The following is a 14,669-nucleotide window of genomic DNA, read 5'->3' on the forward strand; positions in this document are numbered from 1 at the left end:
TGATGACTACCACCTTCGACATCCCCAAGACCAGCCGGGCGGCGGTGCTCACCAAGCACAGCGAGCCGCTCGAGATCCGCGAAATTCCAGTGCCTCAGACCCTCGAACCGGGCGCACTCCTGGTCCGAATCGAAGCCGCGACGGTGTGCGGATCGGACCTGCACCTGTGGGACGGCTCCCTCGGCGGCAGCCAAGCGCTGGATCTGCCCGTCATCCCCGGACACGAAATGGTCGGCCGGGTAATCGCATTCGGTGACGGCGCCGAGCGGGACACCTTCGGTACACCGCTCGAGATCGGCGATCGCATCTGCTTCACCCACGCCTCATGCAACCAGTGCGAGCACTGCCGGTTCGACAACCAGCCCACCCTGTGCACCAACCGCCAGTACTACATGTTCACCAACTGCGAACGTCCCCCGTATCTGGTCGGCGGCTTCGCCGAATACGCCTACGTCTTCCCCAACTCGGGACGAGTGCGCGTGCCGGACGAGGTGGAAACCTCCTGGGCATCAGCGGCCAGCTGCGCATTGCGAACGGTCGTGCACTCCTTCGAGCGCATCGGCAAGATGAACCCCTGGGAAACCGTCGTCATCCAGGGCGCCGGCCCGCTCGGTCTGTTCGCGACCGCCCTCGCCGATCACCTCGGCGCCGGGCGAATCATCACCATCGGCGCCCCCGACAACCGCCTGGCCATCGCCAAGCAATACGGCGCCACCGACCTCGTCTCCGTCGCCGAACACCCCGAACCCGAAGACCGAATCGCCGCGGTCCGCGACCTGCTCGGCGGCCACGGCGCCGAAGTTGTCTTCGAATTCTCCGGCGCACGCACCGCATTCCCGGAAGGCTTGGGAATGATCAAAGAAGGCGGCCGCTACATGGTCACCGGCCAGATCGACGGCCCCGGCAAGGAAGTCCCGGTCCGGCCCGGCTTCATCACCCGACAGCAGCTGACCATCATGGGGACCTGGTCCGGACACATCGCCGAGTACCGCAAGGCACTCGAATTCATGAAGAACACGCACGGCAAGTACGACTTCGGTGCACTGGTCCCGAACCGGTACCGGCTCGACCAGGCCACCGAGGCGCTGACGCGGATGCGGGCGCAAGAGGACATCAAGCCGATGCTCGTCCCGCACGGAACCGAAGGAATCTGACGTGAGGCCCCTCGACGGCATTCGTGTGCTCGAGATGGGCCAGTACATCGCCGCCCCCTACTGTGCGATGATGCTGGCCGACCTGGGCGCGGAGGTCATCAAGATCGAGCGGCCCGACGGCGGCGATCCGCGCAGAATCTATGATCCGCTCGAGCAGACCGAGACCGGGTCCATGAGCGGCGGGTTCCTGAGCTACAACCGCAACAAGAAGTCCGTCACCCTGGACTTGAGCGCGGAGAGTGACCGAGCACGGTACCTGGCTTTGGCGGCGACCGCCGACGTCGTCGTAGAGAACCTTCGCCCCGGGGCAGTCGACCGCATGGGAGTGGGATACGACGCGCTCAAGGAGATCAATCCACGCCTGATCTACTGCGCCATCAGCGGATACGGGAGGTTGTCGACACATCGGGGTGAATTCGCCGAACGGCCGGCCTTCGACACCGCAATCCAGGCGATTGGTGGGCTGATGGCGGTGACCGGAGAACCGGGGGGCCCGCCGTTGCCGACGGTGACCGGTTTCGCGGACGTCTTCACTGCCGTGCATGCCACCGTCAGCGTGCTCGCCGCTCTTGAGGGCCGTCACCAGTCCGGTACGGGTACGTTCGTCGATCAGAGCATGTACGACTCGGTGGCGTCCCTGCTCGAACGCGAACTCATGCTGTGGGATTTCACGGGCGAGCATCGAGTGCGCGGGGTGGATCGGTATTCGCCACTCGGCGCTCTCGAAGCCGAGGACGGTTATGTTGCACTGATTCTGCCCACCCATGAGATGTGGCGGCGGCTGTGTGTGGCAATCGAGCGGCCCGACCTGCTCGACCATCCGCTGCTGGACTCCGTCGTTCACCGGGCCGAGAACTTCGCATCGGTGATCCGCCCAGAAGCCGAACGGTGGACACGGTCCCGCACCCGCCGCGAGATCGTCGAGCACTTCGCCGCGCATGGGCTTCCCGCCGGAGAAACCCAGACCATCGACGAGCTCTACCAGTGCCAACACCTCGACGCGCGTCGCATGTTCCTCGAGATCGACGATCCGCATGCCGGTCGCCGTCGGATGATCCGGACACCGTTCCTGACCGACATCTACGAGGAGCCGCGCACCGACTCCGCGCCCCAGCTCGGCGAGCACAACGACGAACTGCTTACGGAGGTGGAACCGACCACCGCCTGACGCACCCCGCCGACATGCAGGCGGCGGCGGGGACACCAGTACCGCCGCGATTAGCCCGACATCCGTATCGCGGCCGTGTTCTGGTGACGGAAGTCCGTCGGCGGCCTGACTCCGGCGCCGGACGGACTGAGTATGGAGGTGTGATCGCAAACGGTCACACCTCCATACTCGATTGATCAGTATCAATTTTCGAGCTACAGATGTCGAGATGGACTCTGTGGCCACGAATGCTCTGGTTTCGCAGTAGATCACCAATGCGGAGCGGCCCCCGTTGAAGATTCATCCGGACGAGCACTAGTGTGGTGGATGGAACCCTGCCGGCCGCATCAGGGAGAAGGAGGGGCCCGTGGTGACGAACAAGGTAGCTCCCGCGGAGCGTGGTGTGCCGGCGTACAAAGTGCTGGCCGAGAAGTTGCGGACCGACATCGAGGCCGGTGTCTACTCGGTCGGACGGAAGATGCCCACCGAAAGCGTGCTGCAGTCGGTCCACAACGTCAGCCGTCACACGGTCCGCGAAGCCCTGCAGATACTGCTCTCCGACGGGCTGATCTACCGCGTGCAGGGCAGCGGAACCTATGTGAGCGGCCGCCAACAGGACACCCGGGGCCGCTACGTCCGCTCGATCGGATCCCTCGACGAAATCATCGTCTGGCCCGACACGAACACCGAGGTGATCGAACCATTCACGGTCGTCGTCGAGCCCTCCATCGCGTCCCGATTGGAATTGCCGTACATCGAGGTCAGCAAGGCCACCGTTCGCCGTTCCTTTGAGGGGATCCCCTTTGTCCTAACGCGCCACTACGTCGAACCCGACCTCGGTGCGAAACTGGCCGCGGAGGGGGTCCCGTCGGTCGGCGAGGGAACCGTGATCGGGGCGGCAGAAAAACTGCTCACCAAGCCGATCATGGGCGCACGGCAAGAGATCACCGCCATGAACGCCCCGGAGTACGAAGCCGAACTGATCGGATGTCAAGCAGGAGACGCCATACTGCTAATCGAGCGTCTCTACTACGACGCGGACGGGAAATTCGTCGAATTCACGTCCTCTCACTTCAATCCGCGCCGGTACTCGTACCGCATGGAATTGCGGCGGCGAGGAGCCTGAGCACGAGGAAGTGAACGTGTGACTCGCGGCCGTTATAGCGCATGGCGGCGAGCCGCACATTTCCTTGTTGAGTGAACGATTGGGACGCTGTAAGTGGCCCTGGTTGGCCCCTTGTACAACCGTCCGAAGTCCGCATTGAGTGTCGACATCGCGCGCCCTCGCGCGCCTCTCGACGACTAAACGCTGCCACAGAGCTGTTCGCTACAGTTTTTTCGCGCTCGGCTCCTCCGGGCAGGACGTCACCGTCGAGTTCAGTTTCGCCTCGGTTGTATCCAGCAGCGACTGGACCCGTAAGAACACAGCATCGTCGATCTCGTGTCGTTCAAACATGGTCAGAAGCCGACTGCGCTGGGCAGCGAGGATCGCCCGGCGCATCGTCAGTATCTGTATCTGGAGCGATACCGGGTCCTCCTGCCGGACAGTCAGTGCGCGCAGGTGCTCCTGAAGCTCGGCGTCGAGCCGATCGGCAGGGAGGGGGGCGGTGTCGCGCTGAGCCGGGTCCGTCACATACCGCAACCCTTCCTCGGTCAGAGCGATTTCCGCTGTCCGCTGTCCGGCAGAGTCGTCGACGGAGTCATAGTGGGCCCATTTGATCACGCGCGGCAGGGACATGCCCTGCCCGAACAGGGTCACAACGATGACACCAGCTGTGATGAACACGATCAGGCTCTTGTACTCGAAGGGACGCCCATCTGCCGTGGTGTCGGGAACAGCGAGCGCGCCGGCCAGCGATACCCCGCCACGGACACCGGACCATGCGAGCGGAAAACGCTCACGCACACTGATCCGGCGTGAAACTTGACTACCGCGGCGGTCGATAGCCCGAAACACGGAAGGCATCGTGTAGAAGTACAGCAGCCGACAACCGATCACGCCGAAACCGGCCAAGACAACCGCTGCCCACCCTACCAATCAACGATTGAGGCGCCAGATCATCTACAGCGGAGGGGATTTGAGTACCCACCAAGACGAACAGTCCCGAATTGAGGACATACGTAGTCAGTGACCAAAAAGGCTGAGTTTGCATTCGAGTGGCTGGCGGAATTACACGCGGTCCACGCCGGGCAAGCAGGAAACTCGCCGTCACGACAGCAATGACACCCGAGGTATGTATCTGCTCTGCAAGCAGGTACACCACAAACGGCGTCAAGACGCTGAGCACACTCGATAGCATCCAGTCTCGGAGAAACCGGTGAGCGACCAGTGCGGTCCCGGCGACCGCGACACCGAACACCACCCCGCCAAGATAGCTTGCGGCGAAGGCCCAGCTGATGTGCAGCAGATCGAGATGGCGCGCGCCGATCGCGACCGGGACGGCGGTGGCCAGAAGCGCCAGCGCAGTCCCGTCGTTGATCAGGCTCTCCGCTCGCAGCAACGTCATGAACCGGGGCGGTAGGAGGTGAGCCAGCGCGGCAATGGCGGCGGCATCGGTCGGGGCAAGCACGGCCCCGACGACGAACGCAACCGCCCACGGAATGTCCAGGATCCAATGCAGGCAGGCGGCCACTGCGGCGGTCGTGGCAACCACGAGCACGACCGCCAGCAGAACCACAGAGCGGGCATCGCGACTCGCCGTTCGCGTAGAGGTCGTCAGAGCCTCCCAGTACAAGATCGCAGGAAGGAACAGGACGAGGACCCACTCGGGGGGCAACTCGAAAGCAGCAATAGTCGGGTTCAACCCAGTAGGCAGCCACCGAGCAGCAGGGCGGCCGGTTGGACCATCCGAATCCGAGCGCCCCATACGGTGAAGATGATGACCGTACCGAGCACTGCGACGAGTAGTTGAATCGACTGCAATGGTCACCTCATGGCTATTGAGTGCTGCGGGGTACGTGCTTTCTGCGCTGGCGGAAGGTGTGGGTCGGCCGCCAGACAGACGTTGTCGGACCCGCCTCGAGGCGGGTCCGGAATGAGATTGCACGACGGGGGTCGGAGACCCACGTCGTGTTCGTCCCTCTTTGATCCAGTGGGGACCTTTCCCGCCCTCGGGTTGCCCGGGGGCGGGAACGGTGGTGTGGGTGGGTTTAGATGGCTTGTGCGGTGGGGAGGATGGTGATTTCGGTGAGGTTGACGTGCTTGGGGACGGCGGTGAGGAAGGCGACGGTTTCGGCGACGTCTTCGGATTGGAGGACGTCGATCTGGTCGATCAGGTCGGCCATGAGTTTGCTGGCGTCGGGGTCGGTGACGTGGTCGGGCAGTTCGGTGTCGACCATGCCGGGTTCGATGGTGGAGACGCGGACGTTTTTTCGGCCGAGTTCGGTGCGCAGTAGGCGGGTGAGCTGGCTGATGTAGGCCTTGGTGCCGGAGTAGACCTGGAACTTTTCGAGGACGCGGGTGGCGGCGATCGAGGAGGTGGTGATCAGGTCGGCGGGTTTGTCGTCGGCGGCGGCCTGGACGAGGGGTTCGACGAAGGCCTGGATGGTGTTCATCACGCCCTTGATGTTCAGGTCGATCTGGGTGTCCCAGTCGTCGACCTTGAGGTCGACGATTTCGGAGATCAGCTGGACGCCGGCGTTGGCGAAGACGAGGTCGACGGGGCCGAGTTCGGTGGTGATGCGGTCGGCGGTGGCTTGCAGGGCGGTGCGGTCGGTGACGTCGGTGGTGACGGCGATCGCGGTGCCGCCGGCGGCGTTGATGCGGTTGGCGGTGGTGGTGATGCGGTCGGTGCGGCGGGCGAGGAGGGCGACCTTGGCGCCGAGTTGGGCGAGTCGTTCGGCGGTGGCTTCGCCGATTCCGCTCGAGGCGCCGGTGACGACGGCGATGCGGCCGGTGAGGGGGGTTCCGGTCAGGACCTGGCTCATGGGGTGTGTCTCCTTGACGGTGGTGTTTCGAGGTGTGGTTCCTCGGGGTACGGATTCCATCGTCGGCGTGATCGGGGTGGGCGAACAGGCCGCGGTCTGCCTAGGTGCGCCACACCCAGGCAAACCGCAAAACCGTTACCCAATTCATCCGTACGTATCCTCCCTATGATTAGCGGTGCGGTCACAGTGCAACCGATGAAACTGTGTGTTAGTAGATGTTTTGACTGATCAGTGCATGTTCTCGCTCACTCCATCAGGCGTGCTGCAAACCAAAAACCAACCGGATGAATAGTGTCGAAGGAGACTGTGGTGAATGAGATCGCTACGCGGCGGCGGTCAGTGCTGATCGCGCCCGGTTCCGACAAATGGAAGGCGCGCAAGGCGCTGGCCTCGACCGCAGGGGAGGGTGGGTCTCGACCTTGAGGACTCCGTCACCGCCGAAACAAGGAGCAGGCCCGCGACCTCGTGCGCCGACTGGTGACCGAGACCGACGCGCGAGGGCAGTGTGTCGGTGCGGGTGAACGGGCTGACCACCCCCCTGGACACGGGACGACCTCGCCGCGTGCGCCTGGCCTGGCCTGGCGAACATCGTGCTCCCGAAGAACGAGACCGCACGCGACCTTGAGATCGTCGATGAGGCGCTGACCGGCATCGACGCGTACCGCACGCGGGTGCCGGGCACGCATTTCGATGCCGGGCTCGGGGCGGTGTTCGGCAGCAGCGGCGACATGGTCTCGAGCGCCCCGAAACTGGCGCGGCTCAAGCTCAAACATCGCCGCCACCCACCACGAACGGGTCAGTGCCGCCGGCCGCCTCGTCTACGGCGGCACATGATCGGCATCGCCTCGGCCAGGCCACCCGTGTCCTCCCGAACCTGGTGAACGGTCCTGGGCTGGACCTCCTGCGATCACACCGGGCCGGTCTCCGAAGGCGACATTCGCACAGGCGAACTGCAGGTCGAAGGCACCGACGCCCTCGGCGACCGTGAGGTCCTGCACCTTCACTCACTGGTGTTTCTCACACACCGCGACCGCACCGACGCCTCCGTCCTCGACTGGCGGTTCTCCGCCCTCACGGCTTGAGTCTGAAGTGCACGACCCCGATGAAGCCGCTGGGTGGTTCGGCGCTCGGCCTGCTTTCGTATCTAATCCATTGACGCGGTGGGTCGGTCCGCCTGCCCAGCGGGCTGTGCGCTACGTACACCGGCATCGATGCGGTGTGTCGCCAGGTCGAGCAGACGGGTCTCGCCGAGCGAGCCGGGCTCGACCTGGTACACCAGAAGCTGATGACCGGGCGCGCTTGGGACACCGAATGCGTGAAATTCGATCGTGAGCTCGCCGGCGGTGGAATGGCGCAGTTGTTTGACTTCATGAGTCTTCGGCTGTACCTCATGTCGGGCCCACAGCTCGCAGAAACGAGGGCTTCCGGCCTCGAGCCGGGCGATGAGGTCGGTGAACCGGTGAGGAGTCGAGGAGAACTTGGCGGTCGCTCGTAGACTGGCGACCGTTGATTTCGCCGACTCCTCCCAATCGACAAAGAACTCACGGGCGGCCGGATCACAGAAAACCATCTCCACGAGATTGGTCGTATCAGCGAACGGTTCGAACAGCGCCACCGCCAGGGAGTTCATCGCCGAGATGTCCAAGACCGGATCGAGTACGAACGCGCCGGAGCGCTCCCAGGACTCCATCAAACGCAGTAACGCGGGATCGACCTCCCGGCGAAGCTCGGCACCGTCGAGTCGCCACGCCACACCTGCCAGCGAGTAGAGGTGCCGACGTTCCTCGAAAGTAAGAACCAGAGCCTTACTGAGCCCCTCGAGGACCGCTTGGGACGGGTGACGTTCACGGCCCTGCTCCAGCCGGCGGTAGTAGTCAGGACTGACATCGGCTAGCATGGCCACTTCGTCCCGGCGTAACCCCGGCACTCGCCGAGGTCCCGCGGACGCAAACGGAACAGAATCCGGTGATGCAGCAGCACGTCGGGCCCGCAGAAATTCCCCCAACTCAGTGCTCGCCATGGCTTGATTCTAAGGCAACCGGTCAAGTTCCAAGGGGGGTGTGAAAGGGCCACGCGACCATCAGCTGAACCCTGAAAACTATAGGTAATCAACCTGATCGGAAGGAAAACCGCATGACTGGTCCGGATCAATTCTCCCCGTACCCAATTTCCAAAGTGCACAGACTGATCGAGCCAGGCCCTGTGATCACGATTTCGACGTCCGACGGACGGCATGACAATCTGATGACAAATGGTTTCAACATGCCCGTGCAACATGGCGGTCTCATCGGATTCGTGCTCGGCCCGTGGGACTACAGCTTCGACACGCTGCGCGACACCCGCGAGTGCGTCATTGCAATCCCGGCCATCGAACTCGCTGAGCAGGTCGTCGACGTCGGGAACGTATCCGGTGCGGACGTCGACAAGTGGGAGCGTTTCGGCCTCACCCCGCTGGCATCGGCATCCGTTGCGGCCCCCCTCGTCGCGGAGTGCTTCGCGAATATCGAATGCCGCGTCGTCGACGATCGCCTCGTCGATGACTACGGACTCTGGATTGTCCAGGCCCAGCATGTGTGGGTGGACGATTCGAAGCGAGGCACGGGCGAGATCCATCACCGCGGCGACGGAACGTTCTCCGAGAACGGTGAGGCGATCGACCTCCGTGAGCGGATGACGAAGTGGCCATCGTTGATCGACTAGTCAATATCCCGGCACCCGTGTGCAGCCCCGTTTCAAGCTCAGCAAATGGGAGCAGGAGTGGGGGTCGGTAGCCGCGCGACGTCAGTCGGGCGAACTTGCTTCCGCCTCCCGCCGCTCCCGGTCCCTGGTCGCAGTGAGCGAACAAAGCAACTTCAGCGCCTGATCACTCGGGGACCCGCGCTCCGCCTGATAAATCACCAACTGTTGTCCCGGCTTGTCACGCACATCGAAAGCTTGAAACGTCAAGCTCAACGTTCCCACATCGGGATGAACGAGCTCCTTCGCATCCAGTGTCTTGCCCCGCACCTGCCCCTCTTCCCAGTACTGGCGAAACGCGGGGCTGGCCGCCGACAGCTCATCGACCAACTGGGTGAGACGAGCATCATCCGGGTCGTGGCCGACGGCCAAACGTAATGTTGCGACGGTGGCCTGTGCCGCGCGATGCCACTCGGCGTAGAAAGACGCTCCCGCTGGATCGGTAAACACCATCCGCAGCAGATTGTCAGCAGCGGTGAACGGCGAGAAGAGCGCTTCGGCGAGCCGGTTGCACGCGAGAATGTCGAGTGTCCGATTCAACACGAACGCCGGAGTCGAGTCGTAGGTATCCATCAACTGGAGAAGTGCCGGACTGACCGACTCCCGTGCACTGGACCCGCGGGCGCTCGGCACCAGCCGGGCCAACCGGTACAGGTGCATTTCCTGGTCGGCATCGAGGCGCAACGCGCGCGAGAGAGCATCGAGCACCTGAGCGGACGGATTACGTTCGCGCCCTTGCTCTAAGCGGGTGTAGTAATCGGAGCTCAGTCCCGCAAGGATCGCGACTTCCTCACGTCGAAGGCCTGAAACTCTTCGAGTGCCATAGCCGTGAATTCCTGCGTCCTTCGGTGAAACCTGAGCACGACGTGACCGAAGGAAATGTCCGAGTTCGCTGGAAGGCATTTCCCAATGTTAGTTCTGAATTGCCTGGTAGTGGGTGGGTGCACTGCACCCACGACAGACGGGCCGGTCTTCGGCGACAGTGGAACCATCGCCGACGCCCAGCGTCCGGCGCGGAATCCGGACCACACGACCCACAGCAACCACGAAAGGATCCGAGGAGCATGTTGACAGTTCATGCAGAAGTTCGTACCCCGCTGGACCAGAAGTTGGTGTGGGGGAGAATCGGAGACTTCTTTGCCATCCATCGTTGGCATCCCGATGCCGAACACACTGCACGCGACGACAGCCGGAACAGCGTCCGCTGCGTCGCTCTGCAAGGTGGTGGTGAGGCGATCGAAGAACTGATCAATCAGACCGAGCAGTCGTACAGTTACAAGATGGTTGGTGGGTCCATTCCCGTATGCAACTACCAGGCAACCGTTGCCGTCGCCCGGGACGGCGAGTCAGGGGAGACCGTTGTTTCCTGGGACGCCGAGTTCGACGCCGACGGAATCCCTGCCGAGCAGGCTCGCCAGCTCATCACCGGCTTCTACGAAGGCGGGTTGGCTGCCGCCGTGCGGTGACGTTTCGGAGCATCCGCGACCCGAGAGGACGCCGTTCTTCACGAACTGTCCTCGAAATGACGCCCCGGAAACGTTTGTGATGACGCCCATCCGAGGATGGTCTGCAAAACGCGGCAGCATCGGGCCGGACCGGCCACGGGACAGGCGGTCAACTCGCCGCTGTATCTTATAGCGGGCAAAGGATAGTCCTCAGCACTGTCTGTGGTAGCAACCGGACCGCCCAGCCTGGCTGCAGATACGGCGTCGCTTCCGGGTTTCATCATCCTCGGTACGCTTGTGCCCGTCACAGCGAGCACACAAGGCAGATCAGGGGGAGGACGTACGCAGATGTCACCAACCCGTCCAACTAGTGTTGTCCAGCCGGGCCACAGCGTCTGCGACCAAATGCCGTGTATCTGAGGGCGATATCGGCAATCGGCATGACGACATCCGGAAATTGACGAGTGGTCTGAGGTGGCCGTCTCGTCGGGAGACGACCACCTCGGTCCGGCCGAACTACTGTGCGCTCGCGGCGGGGCGAACGACAATCTCGTTCACGTCCACATCCGCCGGCTGATCGATGGCGAACGCGATCGCATTGGCTATCGCCGCGGCCGGAAGTGCGACGGCGCGGTATGCCTTCATGTCTTCGCGTGCCATGTCGTCCGAAATGCTATCCGCTAATTCAGATTCCGTCACACCTGGAGAGACGACGGTGACACGGACATCGCCTGACGATTCTTGTCGCAGCCCTTCGGAGATCGCGCGCACCGCAAACTTCGTCGCGCAGTAGACCGCCGCTGTCGGCACCACTTCGTATGCCCCGACGGATGCGATGTTGACGAAATGTCCATTACCTTGTGCCCGCATGACCGGTAGTGCTGCGGCGATGCCATTGAGAACGCCACGAACATTCACGTCGAGCATCCGGTTCCACTCGTCGATGTTCAGCGCGGCCAGCGGCGACAGGGGCATGACTCCGGCGTTGTTGACCACTACATCGACGCGACCGAAACGCTCGCGGGCAGTCTCCACGAAGGACTGGACGTCGGCTACGTCAGTGACGTCCAACTTGCGGAATGCTGCACCGCCGTTGGCATCGCCAATCTCCTGGACCAAGTGCTCGAGTCGTTCTGTGCGCCGTGCGCCGATAAAGACGTGGTGGCCGTCGGCGGCTAACTTCCGCGCTGTCGCCTCCCCGATCCCACTACTTGCCCCCGTGATCAGGACTACCTTGTGCTCGCTCATGACTGCTTGTCCTCTCGGTATAGGACGAGATGCTCGTGGAACAGCACCCCGTCACTGATGTCTCCTGTTGCGGTAAAACCAAGGTCGTCGATGTAGTCGAGATGGTTTCCTGTCACCGTGTAACTTCCGGTGTACGCACCCAGCCGTGTGCCACGCGCCTCGTCGTACCGCCCATCCGCACGCAGTTCCTGGCGAATGAAGCCGTCTGCTGTCACCCACATGCCGATGACATCTGCCCGGTCGATGGTGGTTCCGGATTCATCCATCACGATCCTCTCTCACAACTTGGTGATCCAATTCTTGCGAGAAGTGGGATGCGTAGACAGGACGCAGCTCGACTAGGTGCCGCGCACCCAGTCAGGTCGCGACCTCGCGCGACGCGTGGGACATATCAAACCGATGGGGCGGAGATCACGCCTTCCACCCTGGGGCGCACAGAGAGGTTGCCGGGCAGCCTGGCATCGATGACCTGCGCACACGGCGTCGCGAGAGTGCGGCGATGGACCTCGGTTGCTCACACCCGCGGTCCTCGGCGCGATCGACACCGGCGTGCCACCACATGACGGAACACCGTAACTGCAACAATACGATCCGAATCACCGCGATGTATTCGACCAAACAGGCCCGCTACGAGTACATCGTCACAGACAAGGGGCGTGACCACGCCCGGTCATCGTGGCCTTGTACCTTTGGGGGACCAAGAACGCGGCGGACGGCCCGCAACGTCGTCCTGGTCGATCAGGTCACCGGATCGGAGATCGTCCCCGAGTTCGTCGATCACTACAGTGGCCGGCCGCTGTCCTCGATGAGGGCCGAGTTCGTCGCCGGTCCGGACGCGTCCGAGGACATGCGACGCAGGCTCGATCCGGACAGGCGGGCGTGCCCGGCGGGACCGCCACAACGCTCGAAGCTCGCCAAGACCCTAGGTCATCCGCATGGTGGATGCGGCGAATGACGTTGCAGGGAAATCTTTGTGCGGCGCGGCCGCGCGCTCGGAACTCGGCCACGCCGAGGTCGTGTTCACCATCCCGCCGAATCGGTGCGGCAGGCCACCTCGACGGCCTTGGCGGTCCTGGAGACCTCCCCCTGGCCGTTGCGGTCGCTGCGGGTGCTCACCACCGCCGATTTCGATCGCCTCACCGACGCGATGGACCTCCGCCGCTGGTGTCGGTGCAGGAGGCCGCCGACGGCCTCGTCAATGACCCGCCAGGGCGTACTGAAGGCGATCAAGGGCAAGGTGCTGCCGGCCACCCGTGTCGGCGGTACCTGGGTGCTCCAGCAGTCCGTGGTCGAGGGCGCCCGCGCCCGCCGCGGCGCATAGCCACCGACAGCCCGACCGGGGGTGACCATCCCGGGGCGTCGGGACCTTCCGGGCGGCTCAGAAAGGCCGACACAGAAAACGGTAATCGGTCGGATAGAGCCGAATCAGTGGTTGAAGATTTTCAGCCCCGGGCGCTGAACGGGACACCCTCGGGGACGCCTCCGGACTCAAGGCGGCGGCGGGTTTCGTCTCGGCGCATGGTCCGCCACAGCGTCTTGGTGACCTGCCGTTCGAGACGGCGTTGGGCTTCGCGGGCGGTCTTGCCCTCGTCGAGTTTGCGCCCGGTATAGGCGTGATCCTCGTTGCCCGAGACCGTTGCCTGACTCAGGGCGACGACATGGATGGCGGAGTTGAGTGTGCGGTTGCCGAACCGGGAGAGTCGGGGCCGGGACTGGTCGGCGCTGAAGATGGGGTGCGGCGGCAACGTCACCGGTGAACGACATCAGGGACAAGCGACGGACTGCAGAGAAGTTTGCCGAGCCGCCCCTACCTTAGAGTCCACCCGTGACACAAAGAAGTTGGCGTGGTACCTGGCAGCCGGTATGGGAGCGGTTGTTCTCTTAGTCCTGGCTGTAGTGGCCGGCCACTATATCTTCGTCTTCATCACAGGCACCCGCTTCAGCGTCGATCAATGGTCAGCGGCCGGTGGCTGGGTCGGCGGCTTCGGGGCGCTGGCAGCGGTAGTTGTCGCGCTCTGGCAGATTAAGAGCGCGCGAGATGATGCAGCTGACGCGAAGGTTGAGGCCGATGAGCGCCTTACCCGTGAACTAGAAGCGGCAGACCAACGCCTAGTGAAAGAGCTGGAACGGGTACACGCAGTTTCGGTTGAACAGATGGTCGCTGCTGAAGCTCGGCACACCGCACAGCTCATGAAGTCAGACGAACTGCTCGCCAATGAACTTGACGCACAGCGCCGCGCTGAACAGATCCGCTGCATTCCGCCGATTTGGGAAGAGATAGCAAACCTCGCCTTCCCATTCCAATCCTTCCTGGAACTCCTGCAAGATGTGCCCTCGATGCCACGCACGAACGAGGCAGCTGCAGAGTTCATGGCTAAGGCCGAGATCTGGATACGAGGCCTGATGTCCATAGAAATGGGATTTAGTACTGCGCACCTCATCGTGAGTGAGCCACATACACACGCGGCTCTTAAGACGCTGTACATCGATACGCGGCGATTCCACGAATTGAGTGCGACCGCCTCGCAGCAAGCAGTGATTCAGCGGTCCGTGCCCGACCTATCTGGACTGCGCGAGTGCTACTCAACGATCATCAATCAGCGGAAGACGATGACAGAGATTGTTCGGGAACACCTAGCGCAGGTACCGCCGCTGGCCCAACCTGATGCCACCGAGGACAGCCGGCACTAAGAAGGAAAGCAGGGGGTCTGCGAGGCGGCACACCGCCTCCTCGTCGGGAATTCCGAACTCTGGGTCGCACACTCGCGGGCCGCGACCGAACTATGAGATTAGCGCCATCACTGCTTCCCACCATCGTGTCGCAATCGTTCCGATGCAGGCCCGCGAGCCCGTCGGTGCAGTGGCACTCGCGCGCTTACCGAGGCAGGTGACTCGGTACCGGCGACCTGACACTCGACCTGCCTTGTCCTGCCCGGGGCGAGCAGCATTTCCTCGTGTCGGAAATCGATCGATTTCTGTCACATGCCTCAGTCCTGGGGGGTGTTACCGGGG

The 14,669-nt window shown here is 63.1% G+C and carries 16 protein-coding genes and 1 pseudogene; 9 read left to right on the top strand and 8 right to left on the bottom strand.

What is annotated here, in order from left to right; all coding sequences use genetic code 11:
• Positions 1–2: 2 nt before the first annotated feature.
• From G9373_RS28650 to G9373_RS28660, 3 genes are all read left to right on the top strand, one after another.
• Positions 3–1,154 (top strand): zinc-binding dehydrogenase, encoded by a 1,152-nt coding sequence (locus G9373_RS28650; protein WP_095869774.1) that lies wholly within the window; start codon positions 3–5, stop codon positions 1,152–1,154.
• Between the two features lies 1 nt (position 1,155).
• Positions 1,156–2,322 (top strand): CoA transferase, encoded by a 1,167-nt coding sequence (locus G9373_RS28655; protein ID WP_095869775.1) that lies wholly within the window; start codon positions 1,156–1,158, stop codon positions 2,320–2,322.
• A 349-nt stretch (positions 2,323–2,671) separates the two neighbouring features.
• On the top strand, positions 2,672–3,427 hold the full coding sequence (locus G9373_RS28660; RefSeq protein WP_241031749.1) for a GntR family transcriptional regulator: 756 nt from the start codon (positions 2,672–2,674) through the stop codon (positions 3,425–3,427).
• Between the two features lie 201 nt (positions 3,428–3,628).
• Here G9373_RS28660 and G9373_RS47780 read toward each other — a convergent pair whose 3' ends face one another.
• From G9373_RS47780 to G9373_RS28675, 3 genes are all read right to left on the bottom strand, one after another.
• Positions 3,629–4,300 (bottom strand): cation:proton antiporter, encoded by a 672-nt coding sequence (locus G9373_RS47780; RefSeq protein WP_346842858.1) that lies wholly within the window; start codon positions 4,298–4,300, stop codon positions 3,629–3,631.
• Positions 4,230–5,168, bottom strand: coding sequence for a cation:proton antiporter (locus tag G9373_RS47785; RefSeq protein WP_277346650.1), 939 nt, complete (start codon positions 5,166–5,168; stop codon positions 4,230–4,232). Before G9373_RS47785 ends, G9373_RS47780 begins: the two co-directional genes overlap by 71 nt.
• 283 nt (positions 5,169–5,451) lie before the next feature.
• Positions 5,452–6,228: an SDR family oxidoreductase gene (locus G9373_RS28675; RefSeq protein ID WP_095869778.1), complete on the bottom strand. Its 777-nt coding sequence runs from the start codon at positions 6,226–6,228 to the stop codon at positions 5,452–5,454.
• Positions 6,229–6,881: 653 nt separating this feature from the next.
• Here G9373_RS28675 and G9373_RS28680 point away from each other — a divergent pair.
• Positions 6,882–7,310: pseudogene (locus tag G9373_RS28680) on the top strand (acyl dehydratase); the annotation flags it as partial.
• A 62-nt stretch (positions 7,311–7,372) separates the two neighbouring features.
• On the opposite strand, the gene G9373_RS28685 reads toward G9373_RS28680, so the two are convergent.
• A complete protein-coding gene (locus G9373_RS28685) occupies positions 7,373–8,248 on the bottom strand; it encodes a helix-turn-helix transcriptional regulator (protein ID WP_095869779.1) in 876 nt (291 codons plus the stop codon).
• Positions 8,249–8,361: 113 nt separating this feature from the next.
• Between G9373_RS28685 and G9373_RS28690 the strand changes: the two genes are divergently transcribed.
• Positions 8,362–8,928 carry a flavin reductase family protein gene (locus G9373_RS28690; protein WP_167117964.1) on the top strand — a complete coding sequence of 189 codons (567 nt, stop codon included), beginning with the start codon at positions 8,362–8,364 and terminating at the stop codon, positions 8,926–8,928.
• Positions 8,929–9,009: 81 nt separating this feature from the next.
• On the opposite strand, the gene G9373_RS28695 is transcribed toward G9373_RS28690, so the two are convergent.
• Positions 9,010–9,867, bottom strand: coding sequence for a helix-turn-helix transcriptional regulator (locus tag G9373_RS28695; protein WP_095869781.1), 858 nt, complete (start codon positions 9,865–9,867; stop codon positions 9,010–9,012).
• 161 nt (positions 9,868–10,028) lie between these two features.
• Here G9373_RS28695 and G9373_RS28700 point away from each other — a divergent pair, with 161 nt between their 5' ends.
• Positions 10,029–10,430 carry an SRPBCC family protein gene (locus G9373_RS28700; protein WP_095869782.1) on the top strand — a complete coding sequence of 134 codons (402 nt, stop codon included), beginning with the start codon at positions 10,029–10,031 and terminating at the stop codon, positions 10,428–10,430.
• A 495-nt stretch (positions 10,431–10,925) separates the two neighbouring features.
• On the opposite strand, the gene G9373_RS28705 is transcribed toward G9373_RS28700, so the two are convergent.
• Both G9373_RS28705 and G9373_RS28710 read right to left on the bottom strand, forming a co-directional pair.
• Positions 10,926–11,657 (bottom strand): SDR family oxidoreductase, encoded by a 732-nt coding sequence (locus tag G9373_RS28705; RefSeq protein ID WP_167117966.1) that lies wholly within the window; start codon positions 11,655–11,657, stop codon positions 10,926–10,928.
• Positions 11,654–11,923, bottom strand: coding sequence for an Atu4866 domain-containing protein (locus tag G9373_RS28710; protein WP_095869784.1), 270 nt, complete (start codon positions 11,921–11,923; stop codon positions 11,654–11,656). Before G9373_RS28710 ends, G9373_RS28705 begins: the two co-directional genes overlap by 4 nt.
• Positions 11,924–12,261: 338 nt before the next feature.
• On the opposite strand from G9373_RS28710, the gene G9373_RS28715 reads away from it, so the two are divergent.
• Entirely contained in the window at positions 12,262–12,612 is a 351-nt protein-coding gene (locus tag G9373_RS28715) for a hypothetical protein (RefSeq protein WP_167117969.1), read from the top strand.
• Between the two features lie 84 nt (positions 12,613–12,696).
• Positions 12,697–12,978, top strand: coding sequence for a hypothetical protein (locus G9373_RS28720; protein WP_240960789.1), 282 nt, complete (start codon positions 12,697–12,699; stop codon positions 12,976–12,978).
• 121 nt (positions 12,979–13,099) lie between these two features.
• Here the strand turns inward: G9373_RS28720 and G9373_RS28725 are convergent, their stop codons facing one another.
• Positions 13,100–13,408: a hypothetical protein gene (locus G9373_RS28725; RefSeq protein WP_095869786.1), complete on the bottom strand. Its 309-nt coding sequence runs from the start codon at positions 13,406–13,408 to the stop codon at positions 13,100–13,102.
• Between the two features lie 145 nt (positions 13,409–13,553).
• Between G9373_RS28725 and G9373_RS28730 the strand changes: the two genes are divergently transcribed.
• Positions 13,554–14,348 (top strand): hypothetical protein, encoded by a 795-nt coding sequence (locus G9373_RS28730; protein ID WP_167117972.1) that lies wholly within the window; start codon positions 13,554–13,556, stop codon positions 14,346–14,348.
• Positions 14,349–14,669: the final 321 nt, after the last annotated feature.

Origin of the sequence: Rhodococcus sp. A14 (assembly GCF_011603105.1) — a bacterium.
Classification (GTDB): domain Bacteria; phylum Actinomycetota; class Actinomycetes; order Mycobacteriales; family Mycobacteriaceae; genus Rhodococcus_F; species Rhodococcus_F opacus.